The sequence below is a fragment of the Pseudomonas sp. GL_091 genome (genome assembly GCF_057837725.1).
This window is the reverse complement of record NZ_CM174451.1, coordinates 5905857-5927386: the sequence shown is the minus strand read 5'-3', so window position 1 is coordinate 5927386 and position 21530 is coordinate 5905857. Positions and strand designations below refer to the sequence as shown.

At 59.7% G+C, this 21530-nt stretch carries 18 protein-coding genes; 10 read left to right on the top strand and 8 right to left on the bottom strand.

Annotation, left to right across the window (positions count from 1 at the left end):
* Positions 1 to 16 precede the first annotated feature (16 nt).
* Positions 17 to 1111, top strand: coding sequence for an iron-sulfur cluster carrier protein ApbC (apbC, locus tag AC3ITY_RS26920; RefSeq protein WP_489306022.1), 1095 nt, complete (start codon positions 17 to 19; stop codon positions 1109 to 1111).
* A 128-nt stretch (positions 1112 to 1239) separates the two neighbouring features.
* On the opposite strand, the gene AC3ITY_RS26915 is transcribed toward apbC, so the two are convergent.
* A complete protein-coding gene (locus AC3ITY_RS26915) occupies positions 1240 to 1998 on the bottom strand; it encodes an SDR family oxidoreductase (RefSeq protein WP_489306021.1) in 759 nt (252 codons plus the stop codon).
* 163 nt (positions 1999 to 2161) lie between these two features.
* Here AC3ITY_RS26915 and AC3ITY_RS26910 point away from each other — a divergent pair, with 163 nt between their 5' ends.
* The 4 genes from AC3ITY_RS26910 (at position 2162) to groL (ending at position 5673) form a co-directional block, all read left to right on the top strand.
* On the top strand, positions 2162 to 2893 hold the full coding sequence (locus tag AC3ITY_RS26910; RefSeq protein ID WP_489306020.1) for a HugZ family pyridoxamine 5'-phosphate oxidase: 732 nt from the start codon (positions 2162 to 2164) through the stop codon (positions 2891 to 2893).
* Positions 2894 to 2959: 66 nt separating this feature from the next.
* Positions 2960 to 3436, top strand: coding sequence for an FxsA family protein (locus AC3ITY_RS26905; protein WP_008053539.1), 477 nt, complete (start codon positions 2960 to 2962; stop codon positions 3434 to 3436).
* Positions 3437 to 3684: 248 nt separating this feature from the next.
* A complete protein-coding gene (locus tag AC3ITY_RS26900; protein ID WP_489306019.1) occupies positions 3685 to 3978 on the top strand; it encodes a co-chaperone GroES in 294 nt (97 codons plus the stop codon).
* A gap of 48 nt (positions 3979 to 4026) precedes the next feature.
* Complete coding sequence (gene groL / locus AC3ITY_RS26895; RefSeq protein WP_150728305.1) at positions 4027 to 5673, top strand: chaperonin GroEL; 1647 nt, start codon at positions 4027 to 4029, stop codon at positions 5671 to 5673.
* Positions 5674 to 6535: 862 nt separating this feature from the next.
* Here groL and AC3ITY_RS26890 read toward each other — a convergent pair.
* Entirely contained in the window at positions 6536 to 7279 is a 744-nt protein-coding gene (locus AC3ITY_RS26890; protein WP_489306018.1) for a phosphatase PAP2 family protein, read from the bottom strand.
* Between the two features lie 54 nt (positions 7280 to 7333).
* Positions 7334 to 9283, bottom strand: coding sequence for an LTA synthase family protein (locus tag AC3ITY_RS26885; protein WP_489306017.1), 1950 nt, complete (start codon positions 9281 to 9283; stop codon positions 7334 to 7336).
* Between the two features lie 202 nt (positions 9284 to 9485).
* Between AC3ITY_RS26885 and colR the strand changes: the two genes are divergently transcribed.
* From colR to AC3ITY_RS26860, 5 genes are all read left to right on the top strand, one after another.
* Positions 9486 to 10169 carry a two-component system response regulator ColR gene (colR, locus tag AC3ITY_RS26880; protein WP_007978572.1) on the top strand — a complete coding sequence of 228 codons (684 nt, stop codon included), beginning with the start codon at positions 9486 to 9488 and terminating at the stop codon, positions 10167 to 10169.
* A complete protein-coding gene (locus AC3ITY_RS26875) occupies positions 10159 to 11433 on the top strand; it encodes a sensor histidine kinase (protein WP_489306015.1) in 1275 nt (424 codons plus the stop codon). Before colR ends, AC3ITY_RS26875 begins: the two co-directional genes overlap by 11 nt.
* Before the next feature lie 154 nt (positions 11434 to 11587).
* Positions 11588 to 12256 (top strand): class I SAM-dependent methyltransferase, encoded by a 669-nt coding sequence (locus AC3ITY_RS26870; protein ID WP_489311017.1) that lies wholly within the window; start codon positions 11588 to 11590, stop codon positions 12254 to 12256.
* A gap of 4 nt (positions 12257 to 12260) precedes the next feature.
* Entirely contained in the window at positions 12261 to 12974 is a 714-nt protein-coding gene (locus tag AC3ITY_RS26865) for a lipopolysaccharide kinase InaA family protein (protein ID WP_489306014.1), read from the top strand.
* A 2-nt stretch (positions 12975 to 12976) separates the two neighbouring features.
* Entirely contained in the window at positions 12977 to 13204 is a 228-nt protein-coding gene (locus tag AC3ITY_RS26860) for a hypothetical protein (RefSeq protein ID WP_080925402.1), read from the top strand.
* 170 nt (positions 13205 to 13374) lie between these two features.
* Here AC3ITY_RS26860 and AC3ITY_RS26855 read toward each other — a convergent pair whose 3' ends face one another.
* The 5 genes from AC3ITY_RS26855 to AC3ITY_RS26835 all read right to left on the bottom strand — a co-directional run bounded on the left by AC3ITY_RS26855 (position 13375) and on the right by AC3ITY_RS26835 (position 21398).
* A complete protein-coding gene (locus AC3ITY_RS26855) occupies positions 13375 to 16401 on the bottom strand; it encodes a multidrug efflux RND transporter permease subunit (protein ID WP_489306013.1) in 3027 nt (1008 codons plus the stop codon).
* A 13-nt stretch (positions 16402 to 16414) separates the two neighbouring features.
* Positions 16415 to 17563 carry an efflux RND transporter periplasmic adaptor subunit gene (locus AC3ITY_RS26850; RefSeq protein WP_489306012.1) on the bottom strand — a complete coding sequence of 383 codons (1149 nt, stop codon included), beginning with the start codon at positions 17561 to 17563 and terminating at the stop codon, positions 16415 to 16417.
* A gap of 200 nt (positions 17564 to 17763) precedes the next feature.
* Positions 17764 to 18864, bottom strand: coding sequence for a DUF1513 domain-containing protein (locus AC3ITY_RS26845; protein ID WP_489306010.1), 1101 nt, complete (start codon positions 18862 to 18864; stop codon positions 17764 to 17766).
* Positions 18865 to 18878: 14 nt separating this feature from the next.
* Positions 18879 to 19943, bottom strand: a complete 1065-nt coding sequence (locus AC3ITY_RS26840) for an imelysin family protein (protein ID WP_489306009.1) — start codon at positions 19941 to 19943, stop codon at positions 18879 to 18881.
* 27 nt (positions 19944 to 19970) lie between these two features.
* Positions 19971 to 21398, bottom strand: a complete 1428-nt coding sequence (locus AC3ITY_RS26835; RefSeq protein ID WP_489306008.1) for a di-heme oxidoreductase family protein — start codon at positions 21396 to 21398, stop codon at positions 19971 to 19973.
* Between the last annotated feature and the right edge of the window lie 132 nt (positions 21399 to 21530).

Here is a 21530-nt window from a genome sequence, read left to right as displayed (position 1 = left end):
GTTTTCGGAGTTACCCATGAACGCCGTCAATCGCGCAGCGGTGGAAGCCGTCCTTCGCCAATACACCGACCCTTACCTGAACCAGGACCCGGTCAGCGCCGGGTGCGTGCGCAGCATCGACATCCAGGGAGACCGCGTCAGCGTTCAGCTTGAACTGGGTTACGCCGCCGGTCTGTTCAAGAGTGGCTGGGCGCAGATGCTGGAAATGGCCATTCAGGGGCTGGATGGTGTAGCAAGTGCCAAGGTCGAAATCACCAGTGTGATCGCTGCGCATAAGGCTCAGGCGCAGATTCCGGGCCTGGCGAACGTGAAAAACGTGGTGGCCGTGGCATCCGGCAAGGGCGGCGTGGGCAAATCCACCACGGCGGCCAACCTGGCCCTGGCCCTGGCCCGCGAAGGCGCCAAGGTCGGGATTCTTGATGCGGACATCTACGGTCCGAGCCAGGGCATCATGTTCGGCATCCCCGAGCGTACCCGCCCCGAGGTCAAGGATCAGAAATGGTTCGTTCCACTCAAGTCCCATGGCGTCGAAGTGATGTCCATGGCGTTCCTCACCGACGACAACACACCGATGGTCTGGCGCGGGCCGATGGTCTCCGGTGCCTTGCTGCAACTGGTGACGCAAACCGCCTGGGGCGATCTGGACTACCTGGTCATCGACATGCCGCCAGGCACCGGTGACATCCAGCTGACCCTGGCGCAGAAAGTCCCGGTGGCCGGTGCGGTCATCGTGACCACCCCGCAAGACCTGGCATTGCTGGACGCACGCAAGGGCGTGGAAATGTTCCGCAAGGTCAACATTCCGGTGCTGGGCGTGGTGGAGAACATGGCCGTGCACATCTGCTCCAACTGCGGACATGCCGAGCATCTGTTCGGTGAAGGCGGGGGTGTGAAACTGGCCAACCAATATGGCGTCGAGCTGCTGGCTTCGCTTCCGCTGTCGATGGTCATCCGCGAACAGGCTGATGGCGGCAAGCCAACGGTGATCGCCGAACCTGACAGCCAGATTGCGATGGTTTACCAGGAATTGGCCCGCCATGTCGGTGCGCGGATCGTGTTGCAGGAAGCTTTGACGCCGGCGATGCCGAATATCAGCATCAGCGACGACTAATAAGCTGAAATGCTGCCCCCTGTAGGAGTGAGCCTGCTCGCGATAGCGTTACTTCAGTCAACTAATTTGTTGAATGTTAATCCGTCATCGCGAGCAGGCTCGCTCCTACAGTTGTTCTTTGTCGCGTCTTAGATACGCAACCCGCCATCCATCTCCAGAATCCGACCGGTGTAGTAGTCGTTCTCAAAGATGTAGGCCGCCGAATGGGCGATTTCCTCAGGTTTGCCCATGCGCTTGAGCGGGATCCCTGCGGTCATTTTTTCCAGTGCTTCAGGCTTCATGCCCAGGGTCATTTCGGTTTCGATGAAGCCCGGTGCAATGCCGGCAACGCGAATGCCGTAGCGCGCCAGTTCCTTGGCCCAGGTCACAGTCGCCGCAGCGACACCGGCCTTGGCGGCCGAGTAGTTGGTCTGACCGACGTTGCCGGCGCGGGAAATCGACGAGATATTGATGATCGCGCCGCTGTTGTTCAGCTCGACCATTTTCGCCGCGACTTCACGGGTGCACAGGAACACGCCGGTCAGGTTGACGTCGATGACCGCCTGCCATTGGGCCAGGCTCATCTTGGTCATTTCGCCATCCTTGACCTTGAGCAACAGACCGTCGCGCAGGATCCCGGCATTGTTGATCAAGCCATGGATCGCGCCGAAGTCTTCAGCGACCTGGGCAACCATGTGGGTCACTTGCTCTTCGTTGGCCACGTTGCACAGGTAGGCGCGGGCCTCGACACCTTGGGCCTTGCAGGCCGCGACGGCGGCGTCGAGTTTTTCCTGGTTCAGGTCCACCAGCGCGAGTTTCGCGCCCAGGCCTGCGAAATACTCGGCCATGGAGCGGCCTAAACCCTGGCAACCGCCAGTGATAATGATTACTTTGTCAGTGAGTTGCATTCGCATGCCCCCGGTAGCAGGTCTGAGTGGTTTCCTTGTAGAGAGCCTCTCGATCTGCGCCTGACGTGGCCGGCTGCACATGAGAACTGCCCCGATGGCTTGCTGGGACTTTCACCAGCAGCTCGTCCGTTTTTCTGACGAATTCTATTTAAGGAGTCATAAATTGAGCGTTGAAGCGGCTAAGCATGCACGAGAATTGCTCCTCAAGGAATACCGTGGGGTGCTCTCGACGCACTCCAAATCAATGCCCGGTTATCCGTTCGGCTCCGTGGTTCCGTACTGCCTGGACGAGCTGGGCCGGCCGCTGATCCTGATCAGCCGCATCGCCCAGCACACTCATAATTTGCAGAAAGATCCGAAGTGCTCGCTCTTTGTCGGCGAACGTGGCGCCGAAGATGTCCAGGCCGTTGGTCGACTGACTTACCTGGCTGAGGCGCAGCAGCTCGAAGACGAAGCCGCCATCGAAGCCGCCTCCGAGCGTTACTACCGCTACTTCCCGGAGTCGCAGGGTTATCACCAGGCCCACGATTTCGATTTCTGGGTGCTCAAGCCTGTACGCCACCGTTACATCGGCGGTTTTGGCGCCATTCATTGGGTCAACGATCTGACCCTGGCCAATCCGTTCGCCGGCAAGGCTGAACTGAGCATGGTTGAGCACATGAACGCTGATCACGCCAAGGCCATCGCCCATTACGTCGATCTGGCCGGGCTGCCGAAAAACGTGCCGGCGCAAATGGCCGGTATCGATTCCGAAGGCATGCATCTGCGTATCGGTCAAAGCCTGTACTGGTTGCCGTTTAAAGTGCCTTGTAATACGCCGACACAAGTTCGCGAAGCCTTGGTTTCTCTGGCCCACGCCGAGCATTGGCCGAAAAATGAAGTGGCCGACGCTTGAATTCACGAAACGGCGACGTCATCTAAGGTGAACTGGCAAGGCATTCTTGCGTTGAGGAACCATTTGATGCGCCCTTTTTTGTTGCTCTTTCTGCTGTTCCCGGTGTTGGAGCTGTTCGTATTCGTCAAGGTGGCAGGGTCCATCGGGTTTTTCCCGGCCCTGCTGCTGATCATTCTCGGCTCGATGTTCGGCGTGTTTGTGCTGCGCATCGCCGGCCTGGCCACGGCCCTGCGTGCCCGTGAAAGCCTGAGCCGCGGCGAACTGCCGGCCCAGACCATGCTCGAAGGCCTGATGCTGGCATTGGCAGGTGGCCTGCTGATTCTTCCGGGTTTCATCAGCGATGTGATCGGCCTGTTCATGCTGCTGCCGTTCAGTCGTCGCCTGCTGGCCAATAAAATGCGCCAGCGCGCCGAAGAGCAGGCCATGCGTCAGCGAGCGTTCGCCGACGACCTCCAGGCCCGTGGCGGCCCGGCGCCTCGCGAGCCGCTGGGCCGCGAGCCCAACGTGATCGAAGGCGAGTTCGAACACCGCGATACCAAATAATACGCACATCGACACGGCACCTTTGGGTGCCGTGTTCGTTTGCGGGGCAGCGACTTGAAAAAAATTCGATCCCCGCCCTTGTAATAAGCTTATGCGCCCTTATGTAACGGTCACCGCAAGGTTTCTGGCGATTACGCCAGACAGACTTCCGCGGTTCGCTTGACGAGCCGCAACCGGCACCGCCGGCCTTTGTTAAACCCGCCGGGACTACACCGGCCGATGAAAACCACAATTAGGAGAGATCGACAATGAAGCTTCGTCCTCTGCATGACCGCGTCGTCATCCGTCGCAGCGAAGAAGAAAAGAAAACCGCTGGCGGTATTGTCCTGCCAGGTTCGGCTGCTGAAAAAGCCAACAGCGGCGAAATCCTCGCTGTCGGCACCGGCCGCGTACTGGAAAACGGTGAAGTGCGCGCACTGGCCGTGAAGGTGGGCGACAAGGTTGTGTTCGGTCCTTACTCCGGCAGCAACACTGTGAAAGTCGACGGCGAAGACCTGCTGGTAATGAGCGAGAACGAAATCCTCGCTGTTATCGAAGGCTGATTACCCGTTCATTTTCCGCTACTACAAAGTATTTAAGGAATATCGATCATGGCTGCTAAAGAAGTTCTGTTTGGCGATTCCGCCCGCAAGAAAATGCTCAAAGGCGTCAACGTCCTGGCTGACGCGGTAAAAGCGACCCTGGGCCCGAAAGGCCGTAACGTGATCATCGAGAAGAGCTTCGGCGCTCCGACCATCACCAAGGACGGCGTTTCCGTCGCCAAAGAAATCGAACTCGAAGACCGTTTCGAAAACATGGGCGCGCAGCTGGTCAAAGACGTTGCCTCCCGTGCCAACGATGACGCTGGTGACGGTACTACCACCGCTACCGTTCTGGCTCAGTCGATCGTCAACGAAGGCCTGAAAGCCGTCGCTGCCGGCATGAACCCGATGGATCTCAAGCGCGGCATCGACAAGGCGACCATCGCCATTGTCAAAGAGCTGAAAAACCTGTCCAAGCCATGCGCTGACACCAAGGCCATCGCTCAGGTTGGTACCATCTCCGCCAACTCCGACAACTCCATCGGCGACATCATTGCCGAAGCCATGGAAAAAGTCGGTAAAGAAGGCGTGATCACCGTTGAAGAAGGCACTGGCCTGGAAAACGAACTGTCGGTTGTAGAAGGCATGCAGTTCGACCGTGGCTACCTGTCCCCGTACTTCGTCAACAAGCCGGAAACCATGGTTGCCGAGCTGGACAACCCGCTGGTTCTGCTGGTCGACAAAAAGATCTCGAACATCCGCGAAATGCTGCCAGTGCTGGAAGCCGTTGCCAAAGCCGGCCGTCCACTGCTGATCGTTTCCGAAGACGTTGAAGGCGAAGCCCTGGCGACTCTGGTCGTGAACAACATGCGTGGCATCGTTAAAGTCGCAGCCGTCAAGGCTCCAGGCTTCGGCGACCGCCGCAAGGCCATGCTGCAGGACATCGCCGTTCTGACCGGCGGTACCGTTATCTCCGAAGAGATCGGCCTGAGCCTGGAAGCAGCCACCCTGGAAAACCTGGGCAGCGCCAAGCGCGTGACCATCTCCAAGGAAAACACCATCATCGTTGACGGTGCTGGCGTAGCAGGCGACATCGAGTCCCGCATTGCTCAGATCCGTGCTCAGGTTGCCGAAACTTCCTCGGACTACGACCGTGAAAAACTGCAAGAGCGTCTGGCGAAGCTGTCCGGCGGCGTTGCAGTGATCAAGGTTGGCGCTGGTTCCGAAGTAGAAATGAAAGAGAAGAAAGCCCGCGTTGAAGACGCCCTGCACGCAACCCGTGCAGCCGTTGAAGAAGGCGTGGTACCTGGCGGTGGCGTTGCGCTGATCCGCGCTCTGGAAGCCATCCTCGACCTGAAAGGCGACAACGCCGACCAGGACGTGGGTATCGCTGTTCTGCGTCGTGCCATCGAAGCACCGCTGCGTCAGATCGCTGCCAACAGCGGTGACGAGCCAAGCGTTGTGGTCAACGAAGTCAAGAACGGCAAAGGTAACTTCGGTTACAACGCTGCGACTGGCGAATACGGCGACATGATCGAAATGGGCATCCTGGACCCAACCAAGGTCACCCGTTCCGCGCTGCAAGCTGCATCGTCGATCGGCGGTCTGATCCTGACCACCGAAGCCGCTGTTGCTGATGCACCGAAGAAAGACGGTGGCGCTGGCGGCGGTATGCCAGACATGGGCGGTATGGGCGGCATGGGCGGCATGATGTAAGCCAGCCTTACCCCTGTATGAAAAAACCCCGCCTGCGAAAGCAGGCGGGGTTTTTTATTGGTGCGCCAGGCATGGCGCGTTGCGCGTAAGCGCAACCAGCTTGGCTGTGGTGGCCACGCTGGTGACTTGGAGGTGAAAGTCCTCTACACACCCGGCAAGGGGAAGTGTTAGCCAGAGGCAAGGGTGTCGCGGGTGACTGCGAATCTGAAGGAAGCCCGAGGCAAAATGCTGGCCTGACGAACAGGAAGCGGATAGAGGCGGCGCAGCGGGGTAAGAAGGCCAATATCTTCAAAGCCCGATACTTGCACGGAACGCTGCGACGTAGATCCGACAGGCATAAGCAGGAAGGTCGCGCGAATTACCCTGGGAGATCTGTTTAGCCTGCCATGTGCTACCGGCGTCGCGAGATGACGGGATGGGCGACAGAAGTCAGCAGAGGCCGTAGTAGTTGCTCGAAACCGGAGTGATGAAGGGCTGAACCTGCCATGAGTGGATAGTCGGGTGTGATCTCTGTTGGAGCGTAAAGCAGAAACTCCGCGTAGCGGAGGTCAAGACCATTAGGAGGTAGGAGCCGGAAGCTCCGAGGGCCGGTCTGGGCGCTTAGATACCGCAGGCGACACATCAACGGAACCAAGCTCGCTGACGTTGTTTGTCAGTAGGCAGGAACCGCCGTATACGGAACCGTACGTACGGTGGTGTGAGAGGACGGCGGGGGCAACCCCGCCTCCTACTCGATCCTTCAATTTGGGGGGGCTGGAGATCACGTCGCGCCCATCGCGGGCAAGCCACGCTCCCACAGGATCTGCATCGTCTCTGTGGGAGCGTGGCTTGGTCCGGGCGGCGCTCCGACGAAGGCGTCAGATCAGGCGCCGACAGGTTCTGCAGTCGTCCCGCGTTCAGCCCTCAAAGCCGGTCGATACAGAACGTAGTAATACGACCCCAAACAAATCAGCCAGCAGAACACCGCCGTCCACACGTTGTGCGAGAAGAAGTGCGCGCCCTGCATCATCCGCCCGATGGAGAACACCGAGCCGAGGGCGAAGGCGAAGACAAACGCTGCACGAGCCATGCGCGGGCGACGGTCACGCAATACGAAAAACAGGGCAAACAGGGTGAAGCCGGTGGCCGCATGGCCGCCGGGCCAGCAACGACCTGGTTTTTCGGTAGCCGGGCGATGGTTCAACAACTCGCTGTAGGTCTCGTGTCCGCCAAATTGCTCAAGGCTCCAAGGACATTGCACCGCGGTCACCGCTTTCATCGGGGTGACAAAGGAAGTCGCCAGACCCAGGGACAGCACCAGGCAACCCAGTTCCCGCTTGAACGGTTTGAGCTTGACCATGAAAAACGAGGCAACGTAGGCAATGATCGCGAACACCGAGAAGGCAATGACCACTTGCTTGGCGCGGGTATGCAGGATGTTTTCCAGGAAGTAACTGTGCCGTCCGATGAAGTCACCCGCGACCGGGTCGTAGAACAGCTTGGCAAGGTCCATGTCCAGTGAAGTCAGTTCGAGCAACACCAGAATGATCGCCGCAACGGCGGGAACCCCCAGGCACACCCAGAAGTTGAGCGGGCGAGGGGCAGGGCGGACAGCGGTTGATGACATGGTGGATCCTGAACAAAGGAAAAAGCCCCGGGGCATCAGCCCGGGGCGATTCGGTTAACGTTCGCCGACTTGACCGGCACCCTCCTTGGGCGCCTTCCAGCCAAGCAGCTGTTGCTTGAAGCCATAACTGGCGGTTTGGTAATAGGTGATGGCGCGGGTAATCAGCGGGTCATCGGCGGTCGACCGGGACTCGCGGCTTTCGGTCAGTGCTTCATCGTGACGACGCAATCCCTGGCGTGGGCTCAGAATCGCCAGGTCCTTGCCGTCGAACAACCCCAGGTGCTGGTAGTTGCCGACCACCACCCGTGGCGGCAGCGGGTTACCCTGCAACAGGTTACGGCCAAAGAACGTCGACTCATAATCCAGATTGAGCAAGCCCAGCAATGTCGGCGCCAGATCGATCTGGCTGGCCAGCTGTGCCGTTTCTCGAGCTTCGATCAACTTGGGCGCATAGATGAACAGCGGGATCTGATAGTTGGCGATAGGCAAGTCTTCCTTACCGGCGCTGCCTGCGGTGTGGTCGGCGACAAAGATGAAGATTGTATTGTCAAACCAGGGTTTTTGACGCGCCTGATCGAGAAACTGACCGATGGCGTAGTCGGTGTATTTCACCGCGCCGTCACGACCGTTGCCGGACTTGATGTCGATCCGGTTGTCCGGATAGGTGTAAGGGCGGTGGTTGGACGTCGTCATCAGCTGCAGCAGGAATGGCTGCTGCTTGGCATAGTCGGCATCGGCCAGTTTCAGTGTCTGGTTGTAGAGATCCTCGTCTGCCATGCCCCAGGCATTCTTGAAGTGAATCTCCGACTCCTCGACGCTGCTTTGGTCCACGACGCGGTAACCATTGCCGCTGAAGAACGCATTCATGTTGTCGAAGTAACCGCGGCCGCCGTAGACAAACACACTGTCGTAGCCCACGGCATTGAGTTGCTGACCAAGGCTGGCAAAGCCGCTTTCACGACCCACACGCTTGACGATCGAGCGACCGGGGGTCGGCGGGATCGCCAGGGTAATGGCTTCCAGGCCGCGGTCGGTGCGGGTGCCGGTGGCGTAGAAATTATTGAAATACAGGCTCTGCTTGCGCAAGGCATCAAGGTTGGGGGTCAGGTTACGGTTGTCACCGTTGCTGCCCATGTACTTGGCGCTGAAGCTTTCAATGGTGACCAGCACGATATTGGGTTTGCGCAGGGTGCCTGGGTTATCGATTTGTCGGCGAATGTCCTGCGGGTCCTCACCTACGAAGCGGGCATTGGGCTCAGCCAGTTCGGCGCGAATCTGTTGGGCAACCACGGCCGCCGGCAGCGTGCTGTAGAACTGCGGGTAGTCCAGTTCGTTGTTACGGAACGCGGCGAAGAACTGGTATGGACCGTTGCTCGCCAGTTCGTTCTGATAGGCATTGCCGCCCTGGGCGCGCGGGGCGTCCTGGCTGAGCAACTGCATGCTCAGGCCGGCGACGATCAACAAACCGAGTGCATTCAGCAGGCGGCCACGCAGCGGCGGCAACGGCGCATTGAGTGCAGCGTTGAACGCTTTACGCAATGCAAGACTCAGGACCACGGCCAGCACGGCGAGGATGCTCAGCAGCGTGCCGATCGGGTACGACTCAAGCAGGTTGTTCAGTACTTCGTCGGAATACACCAGGTAGTCGACGGCGATGAAGTTGAAGCGAACGCCGAATTCATCCCAGAACAGCCACTCGGCCACCGAGGTGAACAGCATCGCGAACAGACTGACCGTCAGCAGACCCTGGAGAAACCAGCGGTGGCCACGAGTGCGCCAAAGGGCCGGCGGGCACAGTAACAGGTAGAGCCCCATGGGCAGTGCCGCGTAGGCAATGAAACCCAGGTCGTAGAGCAGGCCGATACTGAAGACGGACAGAAACCCGCTACCGGCCTCATCCAGATGCGTGAGGAGCAGGACGGTTCGAGTCAGAAAAAAAATTGCCAGCCAGGAGCCGGTTACCAGCAGCAAAAAGCGCATGGGTGCCGTCTTCAAATAGTCCATTTTCTATATTCCTTATTATCAATCGCGTGACAGTCTTCACCGCCTGCTGTAGGCAGCGTGTGAATCGATAGTGAAAAACTTGTCAATCATACCTGTTGGTTGAGCGAATTGATCCATGCACAGCCTTCCCCTAGCCGTGAGCCACACTTGGCCTTAAGCTGCGCGGGCCATGACGGCCGTTACTGTGGACGGAGAGATACCCATGCGAATTCTATTGGTTGAAGACAACCGCGATATCCTGGCCAACCTGGCCGATTACCTGGGGCTCAAAGGCTATACCGTGGATTGCGCGCAGGACGGTCTGTCGGGTCTGCATCTGGCGGCCACCGAGCACTATGATTTGATCGTGCTCGATATCATGCTGCCCGGCATCGATGGCTACACCCTGTGCAAACGCTTGCGCGAGGATGCCCGTCGCGAAACGCCGGTGATCATGCTCACGGCCCGTGATCAACTGGATGACCGTCTGCAAGGCTTCAAGTCCGGCGCTGATGACTACCTGATCAAACCGTTCGCCCTGTCTGAACTGGCGGCGCGTATCGAAGCGGTCATGCGCCGAACCCAGGGCGGCGGGCGGCGGACCTTGCAGGTCGGCGACCTGAACTACGACCTCGACACCCTGGAAGTCACTCGCGAAGGCCGGTTGCTGAAACTCAACCCGGTCGGCCTGAAGTTGCTGGCCGTATTGATGCAGAAAAGTCCTCATGTACTGCGTCGTGAAATTCTTGAAGAAGCGCTCTGGGGCGACGACTGCCCGGACAGCGACAGCCTGCGCAGCCATGTCCACCAACTGCGCCAGGTGATCGACAAGCCGTTCGCCAAGCCATTGCTGCAAACCGTGCACGGTGTGGGGTATCGCTTGGCCGAGGGCCGTGATGGAGTTTAAGCAGAGCCTTGCTCAACGCATCATCATTGCCTTTGCGCTGATGAGCGCACTGGTGGCGGGTGCCTTTGCCATGGGCATCGTGGCGACCGTGCACCTGGTGGAAGAAAAACTTATTTCGGCAGGTCTGGGCGGCGATTTGCAGCGCCTGTTGCTGATGGACAATGTCGCGGACTGGAGCCATCGTCCCGAACCGGACCAATTGTTCTACTTCAGCGGCGGACCGGGCGATTTCCAGCTGCCCAAGGATTTGCGGCACCTGGAACCGGGTTTCCACGAAGTGTTCCGTGAAAACCTGTCGTACCACGCCATGGTCGAAATCGTCGACGGCCGACGTTATGTGTTATTGCAGGACCAGAGCGACTTCGAAGAGCGTGAACGGGTGCTGTTTGCCGTGGTGCTGGTGGGTTTCGTACTGAGCCTGGCGCTGGCGGTGTTTCTCGGCTGGGTCCTGGCGCGCAAGGTCATGGCGCCGGTGGTGCGGCTGGCCCGCCAAGTACGCCATCGCGATCAACTGCTGGGTTTGGCTCCCCCTTTGGCGCCGGATTATGCCGCCGACGAAGTGGGCGAACTGGCCGTGGCCTTCGACGCCACCCTCGGGCGCTTGCGTCAGGCCCTGACACGCGAGCGGTTGTTCACCAGCGACGTCAGCCACGAATTGCGTACGCCCCTGATGATCCTGGCCAGTTCCTGCGAACTGTTGCTGGAAAACCCAGGTCTCGATCAGCGCGGTCGAGCCCAGGTCGAGCGCATTGCCAGGGCGTGTGAAGAAATGCGCGAGCTGGTGCAAACCTTCCTGATGCTGGCCCGCGCCCAGCGCGAAGACGCCAGCATGTCGCCGCAGCAGTCCCTGGGCCAGGTAGCCGAGGGCCTGCTCGGTCTGTGGCGCGAGCCCATAGAAGAAAAAGGATTGAAGTTGATCTTCGAACCGGGCAACCCTGAGGCCAAGGGCTATAACGCGACGTTCCTGCATGCGGTAATGGGGAACTTGCTGCGTAATGCCTTGCATTACACTGAACAGGGCTTCATCCGCCTGACCCTGACGGGCACGGGCTTTCTGGTCGAAGACAGTGGCGTGGGCATTCCCGAGGAAAAACGCGAGGCGATGTTCGAGCCGTTCGTCCGGGGCACTGAAAAGCGTGGGGAAGGCTTGGGCCTGGGACTTTCACTGGTGCAGCGGATCTGTGAAAACCAGGGCTGGAGCGTCAGCCTGACAACCATGGAGCCCAATGGCTGCCGTTTTCAGGTGGAGTTGTTGCGAACTTGATCGGTTGAGTCAGGCGTTCAGCAAACCCTGCCAACTCTGTAAAACCCTGTAATACTTCTTGGTTTCCCATCATAAAATTTTCACAAGTGGATCACCTGTCACCAACACCACGAAACCTAAGGTAGTTGCTATCAGAAGTTCAGGAGACCTGATGATGGACGGTCCGATCAAACTCGATTTTTCGGAAAAATACGACGATCAACACGCGCAACGTTATCTGCGCAAACACCAGGAAGGTCTCGGCCGTCGATTGTCCCATTGGCGTGACGAACAATTGGCACGCAAGGCGCTGTCCCTGGCTGGCGAGCCTGGCCTGGTCCTCGATTTACCTTGTGGTGCAGGGCGTTTCTGGCCCTTGTTGGCGGAAAAATCCAACCGCGTGATCATCGGTGCCGATAACTCGCAGTCCATGCTGAAAATCGCAACCCAGGCGCAACCTGCCGATGTGGTGAAACGGGTACAACCCTTGCACACGTCTGCATTCGACATCGCCTTGCCGGACAACGCCGTCGACAGCATTTTTTGCATGCGCTTGCTCCACCACATCGGTGAAGCCGAGCATCGCATGGCTATTTTGCGTGAATTCGAGCGGGTTTCCCGTGACAGCGTGATCCTTTCGCTGTGGGTCGATGGCAACTTCAAGGCCTGGAAACGCAAGCGTTCGGAGAAAGCCCGTGGGCAGGTAGGTTACCAAAACCGGTTTGTGTTACCGGCCGCTACCGTAGAAAAGGAATTTGAGCAGGCGGGTTTCCGCATCCAGGAACAACTGGACTTTTTACCGCTCTATGCCATGTGGCGAGTGTACGTATTACGCAAGAGGTAACAGGATGGCAGTGCAGTGTGCAGCAGAAACGGAAGTCGCTCCCCCGGACCGCTTCGATTACTTTTGGAATCAGCGCGGTGAATGGGTAGAAGAACCCAACGTCCGTCGCGGCGGGGAAAGCGGCGTTCAACGCCTGATGGGCAGTGATGGTCAACTGCTCTACGTCAAGCGCCAGACCGGGCATATCCATCGTAGCTGGCAGCACCCATTCGGGCGGCCTACGGTACTGCGCGAGCATGCTGCGCTCATCGGTGTGATCGCGCTTGGCGTACGGGTTCCGGAAATCGTTTTCTGTGGCGCACAGCGCGATCCTGTGCACAAGTGGCGTGCCTTGCTGGTCACCAAGTCGCTGGACGGCTTCGAGGAAATCGATCGCTGGTACGCCGGTGGCGGTCGCGAGCGTCATGGTGAAGCCATAAACGAACGAGTGCTCAAGGACCTGGCTGAAAACCTGGCTCGCATGCACAAGGGCCGCTGGCAGCACGGTTGCCTTTACGACAAGCACGTATTCGTTCGCGTGACCGGTGAGGGTGAGACGGCCAAGGTCGAGGTTGCCCTGATCGATCTGGAGAAATGCCGACAGCGTTTGACGGCCAATCGCGCAGCTGCCCATGACTTGAAGCAGTTGCGTCGCCACTCGTCGTTCAGCGACGCAGACTGGAAAAAACTCATCTACTTTTATGAGACGGCGTTTGGCAGCGCTATCAAGGATTTATAGCGATGAAACTCGAAATTGCACGAGGTTTGTTTCTGGTAGGAGCCTTGGCAGTTGCATCGATCGCGATGGCAACCTGGGAGCAACCACGCCCCCAGGTTCTCAGCTCGATAAACGCAGAAGAACATTGTCCGTTGCCACGGGTTGCCAAGGCATCCGTGGCCACTCGACCCGATCATGACTTGTTGCTGTTCATGTTCGGACTTTCTCAGGGATTGAGGCCGCAGAGTTGAACCGATTGAAGCCCAAATGAAAGGCCTCGCTGATGCGAGGCCTTTTTTTTGCGTGCAGTGTAGGAGCGAGCTTGCTCGCGATGGTCGTTAACGATAGCGCGTATTTACTGGCCAAACGCGGCGCTCTTGAGTCCATCGCGAGCAAGCTCGCTCCTACAAGTTCATCTGTGTCAGCGCTTATCGGGTTTAGCCAGCAACGTGTAGACGCAGGGCAATACAAACAGGGTGAACAACGTGCCGATCGACATGCCCGTTGCGATGACCGTGCCGATGTCGAACCGGCTGACCGCGCCAGCACCGGTGGCGATGATCAATGGCACCATGCCGAACACCATCGCCGCGGTGGTCATCAAGACCGGACGCAGCCGGATGGCCGCCGCTTCCTCCACCGCTTCCCGTGCCGTCAGGCCCTTGTCCTTGCGTAGCTGGTTGGCGAACTCGACGATCAGAATGCCATGCTTGCTGATCAGCCCGATCAAGGTCACCAGCCCGACCTGGGTGTAGATGTTCATGCTCGACCAACCCAGGAACAGCGGAATCAATGCGCCGCAGATAGACAACGGCACGGTGACCAGGATCACCAGCGGGTCGCGGAAGCTTTCGAACTGGGCCGCCAGCACCAGGAAAATGATCGCCAGTGCCAGGGCAAAGGTGACCCACAGGGCGCTGCCTTCCTGAACGTACTGCCTCGATGCGCCGGCGTAGTCGATGGCAAAACCGGTGGGTGCCTCTTCCCGGGCGATCTGGCGCACGAGGTCGATGGCTTCCCCCATGCTCACCAGCGGCACGCCGGACAGGATGGCCGAGTTGAGTTGCTGGAACTGGTTCAGCTGGCGCGGTCGAGCGCGGTCGGTGACGGTGATCAGGGTCGACAACGCCAGCAGTTCGCCCTTGGTGTTTTTCACGTAGTAATTGTTCAGCCAGTCCGGATTGTCGCGGAACGGCCGCTCGACCTGGGCAATGACTTTGTAGCTGCGACCTTCAATGGTGAATCGGTTGATCTCGCCTTCACCCAGCAGGGTCGCCAGGGTTCCCCCCAGATCCTGCATGGAAACCCCCATCTGTGCGGCCTTGGCGCGGTCGATATCCACCACCACTTCCGGCTTGTCGAAGGCCAGGTCAACGTGGACAAACGCAAACTTGCCGGATTCCTTCGCACGTTTTTTTACCCGGTCGACCACCTGCAATAGCAATTCGTAATCGTTGGCGGAGTTGATGACGAACTGGAACGGCACGCCTTCGCCGGTGCCCGGCAGTGATGGCAGGTTGAAGCCGAAAATCTGCAGCCCCGGGATCTTTTCCAGTTTGGCCTGCACCTCGGGCAGGATCGCCATTTGCGTGCGACGGCGCTCGTTCCATGGCTTGAGCAGGAAACCGCCGATTCCCGATTGCACGCCGTTGAAACCGTTGATCTGGAATGACGAGTAATACTCGGGAAACGCCTTGAAGATCGAGACGAACTCGTCGGTGTAGGTGTTCAGGTAGTCGAGGTTGGTCGGTTGCGGGGCGTTGGCTATCATGAAAATGATGCCCTGGTCCTCATCCGGCGCCAGTTCCGATTTGGTGAATTTGAGAAGGACCGGAATCAGGCACAACACGATTACAGCGAACACCAATACCACCGGCCGGGTGTTGAGGGTGCCGTGAAGCAGGCTCTGGTAGCGGCGCTTGAGGTTTTCGAAAATCATGTCCAGGCGATGGGCCAGGCCGCTGGGATTCTCGTCGTGACGCAGCAGAAACGCACACATCATCGGCGACAGGGTCAGGGCGACGATGCCGGAAATCACCACCGCGCCAGCCAGGGTCAGGGCGAACTCCTTGAACAGCGCCCCGGTCAGGCCGGTCAGGAAACCGATCGGTGCGTACACCGCCGCCAGGGTGATGGTCATCGAAACCACCGGCATGGCGATTTCCCGGGCGCCTTCAATGGCGGCGTCGAGCGGCGTCTTGCCTTCCTCGATGTGGCGATGAATGTTTTCCACCACCACGATGGCGTCGTCCACCACCAGGCCGATGGCCAATACCATCGCCAGCAGGGTGAGCAGGTTGATCGAGTACCCCATCATCTGCATGAAGAACATGACGCCGATCATCGACAGCGGGATGGTCACCACCGGGATCACCACCGAACGCAGGGCACCGAGGAACAGGAACACCACCACGATCACGATCAGTACCGCTTCGAACAGGGTCTTCACCACTTCGTCGATCGAGGCCTGGATGAACAGGGTGGCGTCGTAGGCGATTTCACCCTTGAGGTTCGGCGGTAGCTGGGCCTCAAGGTCCGGCATGATTTTGCGCACTTCCTTGATCACTTCCAGCGGGTTGGCGCCGGGCGTCGCCTTGATGCCGATGTACACAGAAGGGGTGCCACCGAACGAGCTGATGGTGTCGTAGTTTTCCGCACCCATTTCCACACGCGCCACATCCCGCAGCAACACACGGCTGTCGCCATCGACCTTGAGCGGAATCGTCCCGAAGGCTTCGGCGGACTTGAGTTCGGTATTGGCGTTGATGCTGGTGACCACGTATTCGCCCTTCACCTCGCCGGCGGCAGAGAGGAAGTTGTACTGGCGCACCGCGTTGGTCACATCGCTGGCACTGAGGCCGAAACCCGCCATCTTCATCGGGTCCAGCCACAGGCGCATGGCAAATACCTGGTTACCGAGGATCTCGGCTTCGGCCATGCCGGGCAAGGTCGCCAGCTTGGGCTGGATCACCCGTGACAGGTAATCGGTAATCTGCGGGTTGCTCAACTCCTTGCTGAAGTAGCTGATGTACATCAACACTGACGCATCGGCAGATTGTTTGCTCAGCACTGGGTCTTCAGCGTCCTGGGGCAGCTGGTTCTTGACCTCGTTGGCCTTGGCCAGCAGTTCGGTAAACAGACGGTCGCTGTTGGAGCCGACGCGCGCGTAGATCGAGATCACCGAGAAATTCTGGCGACTGACCGAGGTCATGTAGTCGATGCCCTCGGCGCTGGCCAGGCTTTGCTGCATCGGTTGGGTGATGTAGCCCTGGATGGTCTCGGCGTTGGCCCCGGGGTAGGCGGTGGTCACCGTGATCAGGGCATTTTCCATTTGCGGGTACTGGCGTAGCGGCAGCTTGCTCCAGGCCTGGAAGCCCAGCAGCACGATCAACAGGCTGACCACGGTAGCGAGAACCGGACGGCGGATGAACGGGTCGGTAAAAGCCATGGGAATTCCTTGATCAGTCCGCGCGTGGCGGGCTGTTCTGCCCGGCCAGGGTCTTGTCGTCGCTGATGGCAACGCGTGAGCCGTTATCCAGTTTGAGCTGGCCGGCGGTCACCACTTTCTCGCCGCTCTGCACGCCTTTGGTGATCATCACTTGCCCATCGCGGCGTTCGCCGGTTTCGACAAAACGCCGTTCGGCGATCAGCACCGGTTGGCCCTTGTCGTCCTTTACCAGGCTGCCATCCTCGGCCTTCTTTGGTACGGCCACATACACCGAGTTGCCGTAGAGCGTGTAGGTAATCGCGCTTTCCGGTACCACGATGCGCGGTTGCGGGTCGGGCAGGAGCACCTGGAGGCTGGCGAACATGCCTGGCATCAACTTGCCATCGGGGTTGGCCAGGGTGGCGCGGACCTGCACGTTACGGGTGCTGTTCTCGACCTTGGGGTTGATTGCACTGATGGTGCCGGGGTACTCCAGGGTCGGATACGCCGCGACAATGACCTGCACTGGCTGGCCGAGCGCAATCTTCGGCACCGACTGCTCGGGCACGAAAAAGTCGACATACAGGCTACTGAGGTCTTGCAGGGTGGCGATCATGGTGCCGCTGGCCACATAGTCGCCGACGTCCACCTGACGAATGCCGATGGTGCCGCTGAATGGCGCGATGATGCGTTTTTTCTCGAGCGCAGCCTTGAGCTGATTGACCGTGGCTCTGCTCTTTTTCAGGACCGCCGAGAGTCGGTCGAACTCACCTTTGGAAATCGCCTGGCTGCCCACCAACTGGCTGCCACGGTTGTAGTCCAGCTGGGCCAGCCCGAGGTCGGCCAGGGCGGTTTCGAGCAAGGCACTTTCCACGGCGCTGTCGAGCCGGACGATGGGTTGGCCGGCCTTGACCTTCTGCCCTGACTCGAATTGGACATCGATGACGGTGCCATCGGTCTCCAGGCTCAGGTCCACGCCCTGCAATGCCTTGAGCGTGCCAACGGTAGGCAGGCGGGCTTGCCATGGGCGCTCGGTGGCGGTGGCCACGGCAACGCTGATGGCCGGTCTGGGCGCAGAGAAGCCTTGAACCATCGTGTAGATCGAGAAGGCTTTGTACGCGGCCAGGACCAGCACAATCAGTAGAACAACACCCAACATGATCAGCATGCGGCGACGCAGCATATCCAGTTCCTTGGAGAAAATCAGGTGAGACAGCGGGGCACATTACCGGGAGTGTAGAGGGTAATCCAACTGCCGTTTTTACAGGTTGTGAGGTATTAGAGAGGTGAAAGCCTGAAAAGATTCGCCGCCTTGGGTCGCGCCTGCGGGGTGTACGTCATCCCGATGCAGGCGCGGCTCAAAGCGGCGATTTTTTCAATGATTCAGGCCATCAGATGCAAATGGTTGTCCCAGAGCCCTGCGGGTAGCTCCAGCGGTTTTGCGGCGAGGTTTGTCTGGCGGCAGTCGTAGTAGCGGCAGCGTCCCTGGCCCGAGGTCACGACAAAACCATCGGCCACGGCGCCGACCCCGGCGCAATCGGGCAGTGGCGCGTCCAGGCGTACTTCACCGCTGTCCAGGTCCCAGATGAAAAAGCGGTTGCCCCGCGGCGCAGTCAACGCCACCAGGCGCAAGTCGCTGTGTACCGCGACGCTGGCGGTGTAGTGTCCCATGGCCTGCAACTGGTGCTCGGGCACCGGGAACGCGACGAAGGGCTGACCGGGCCGCTTGATCGCCAGCAACTCCGACGACTCGTGGGCCGCGCCCATGAACTGCTGGCTGGCGACGATGGTGCCGTCGCTGGCGATGGCCAGATGACGCACGCTGTTCATCTGCTGGGCGAGGGTTTCCTTGCTCAGCAGGGTGCCGTCGCGGTGCATCAGGACCAGGCTCGGTTCCATGGCGTTGAGGTTCATCTCCACCCGGCTTTCGGCCTCGGTGCGAATCCCGCCGTTGGCCACCACCAGGGTTTCGCCATCGGGCATCCACGACACCTGGTGCGGACCGAGGCCGTGGGTGGAAATCTCACCGCTGTGCACCAACCGTTCACCTTCGAATCTGTACACACCGAGCAGGCCGCGACCCGGATCGGTGGTGTCGTTTTCGGTGGCGTAAAGCCAGTCGCCGCTGTGGTGAATGACCGCGTGTCCGTAGAAGTGCCGGTTCGGCTGTGACACCACGGTTTGCAGGAGCGCGCCGTCGCGCAGGTCGATCAGGTAGCTCTCGGTGCCCGGACGGCGGGCGACAAACAGCGCAATAGGCAGTGTCGGGTGGTTGATGATGTCGTGGCAACGCTGGCCAACCCGGGTGGCGAACACCTGGGTGCCATCCAGCCGATAACCGACGGCGTAATGCTGGCCGTCGGTATCGTCCCGTGCCGAAAGCAACAACGGACTCTTGTCCTTTTGCTTGAACAGCTTCCAGCCGCCCAGCGTCACTGCACCCAGCAGCAAACTACCTAATGTCAGAACCTGGCGTCGCAGCATGGAACTGGCCCTCATCAGTCACCGTCGTTGGCGTTGAAGCCCAGTTGGATGCCCAGTGCCTTGGCCAGATCGGCCTCGTGCAGGCGATGTACAACGTTGAGGCTTTCGTACAGGTCGTTGAGCTGCTGGCGGCCGGCATCGTCGTTGAGCATGTCGGTCAGCGAGCGCTGGTTGCCGGCGAACAGTTTCAGCGAGGCGGCATAGGCTGCATCGATCTTGTCGGCCAACGGTTTCTGCTCGCTCGGCAACAGGCTGCGCAGGCCTTTGTTATCCACACCTTCCCAGACGGTCTTGGCGGCCGCGAGGCTGGCTTCGAGGCTGGTCAGGGACGACTGGCTGCGCCATGCATCGGCCTGGAACGGTTGTGGCACGCCCTTGGTCTGGCGGCCCATCGGCGTACCGAGTTTTTTCTTCAGGGTGTCGATGGCGGTGACTTGCACGCGCAGCAGATCGGCGATCGCCTCATGGGAGTCCGCGTAGCGCTGGTTCGGGAATTTGCTCATTTGCGCGAGCATGCCGTCGGTGTTGTTCCAGGTTTGCAGAATCTCTTCGGCCAATTGCTTCTGGCGTTCGCCGATGGCGATCAGCAGCGGGCAGTATTTGCTCTTCTGCTCAGCGTTGGCCACGTCAGGCTTGTTGTCGAACAGAATGTATTCGTAGGCCGAGAGGCCCTGTACCACAACGCTGGACTTGGCCAGGGCGGCGGCATCGATTTGCGGCTGGGCGGTGACCAGTTGCTCGACCTGACGGCCGACCAGGTTTTTCTTGTCCGGCCAGAACTGCACTTGCCACGAACGGTTGCCTTCGGCCAGCGGCCCGATCAGCAATGGTTGCAGCTCGGCCCAGGCTTTTTGCGCATGCAGGAAGTCGGCACGGGCGGTTTCCAGGTTTTCCTTGCCTTCGCAGTAGGCGAGGGCGCTGACCGCCAATTGACGGTCGGCTTCAACCCAGCGGGTGTAGGTCGGCAGGATCACCGACTTGGCGATGGCCGCCGACGTGACCGCTTGCGGGTCCTGGGGCGAGCAGGCGCCCAGGGCGAGGGCGGCAAGGCTGGTGAACAACAATTTGGGACGGAACATGTCGGGCTCCCGCGAGTGGAATGCGTGTTAAAGGGAATTCAGGAACGCCAGCAACGCGGCGCGTTGCTCGGCATTGAAAGACAAAACCTGTTGCTGTGCCGCTGTCGCCTCGCCGCCATGCCAGAGCACGGCTTCGAGCAGGTTGCGGGCGCGGCCGTCGTGCAGGAACTGGGTGTGGCCGCTGACCGCCTGTGTCAGGCCGATGCCCCACAACGGCGGGGTACGCCATTGGCGGCCGCTGGCCTGGAACTCGGTACGGTTGTCGGCCAGGCCGTCGCCCATGTCATGCAGCAGCAGATCGCTGTACGGGCGAATCACTTGATTGGCCAGTTCAGGTTCGGCGGCGTTGGCGGCGGTGGTGTATTTCGGGGTGTGACAGGATTGGCAACCGGCCTGATAAAACAGGGTCTTTCCGGCCAGCACTTCAGGTGCGCTGACGTCACGACGTGCCGGTACGGCGAGGTTTCGGCTGTAGAACAGTACCAGGCGCAGGATGTTGTCGCTGACTTCGGGCTCGCCATTCGGGCCGTTGCCACTGGGTGCCTGTTTGCAGGCCGTTTGCGCGTCCGTGCAGTCATCAAAGGGTCTAAGGCTGGTCGTGAGCCCCATATCCCCCGAAAACGCGTGGACATTCTGCTGATTGAGGTTTGGTTGTCCGGCTTTCCAGCCAAATCTTCCCAACACTGTCTTTTGTTGGGCGTCGTCCCACACCTGGTTCGGGCGTCCTGCAATGCCGTTGTTCGCCTTGGCCTGTGCCTCGGCATTGGCCAGGATCGCCTCGTCGGGGATCGCTTCGAGCAAGCCCAGGCCAATCATTGGCGGCGCCACGCGGGCCGAGAAACGGGTGTCGGGGTGCATCGGACCGTAGCCCAGTTGGGTGATGTTCAGGCTCGGTTTGCGCAACTCGACTTCGGTGCCGTCCTTGAAGCGAACCGGCACGGCGGTGTAATCGACCCGCACTTTGCCTTCGGGGGCCACGCCGGGTACGGCCATGTCCTGGAACTGACCACCATAGACGGGCTCCGGCACCACACCGAGCTGTTCGATGACCTTGGCATACGCCGGGGCGTCGGGAATCGACAGGCGTACCAGCATCGACACGGCGTTCACATCGTTGGGCGTCGGCGGATGGCCGCGGCCGTCCTTGATGTGGCAGCCCTGGCAGGCATTGGTGTTGAACAATGGGCCGAGGCCATCGCGAGCGGTCGTCGTCGATGGCGCGATCACCCAAGGGCTGCGGAAGAAGCTGTTGCCAACGCTGAAATCCACGCGCCGCGACGGCGGCAGATTCGCCGACGGCATGGAAAACGCGTTCTGATCGGTCTTGCGCACCGTCGCACTGCCGCCGGAGCGGGCTTCACCGGGTTCGGCCCGGGTGAATTTCGGGGCGTCATCGCAGGCACTCAGGCCCAGGGCCAGAAACAGTGCGGACAAGCGAAGAGGCAGCGAGGGCATCAGACATCCTGCAAAACGAGCAAAACAAGGGCGCAAAGTCTAACAGGGGATGGGAATTTGAATAAGAGGAATTATCGTTTGCTTGATGTGGGACAGGTAATTTGGCTTACCCATAACTCCCACAATGGACTG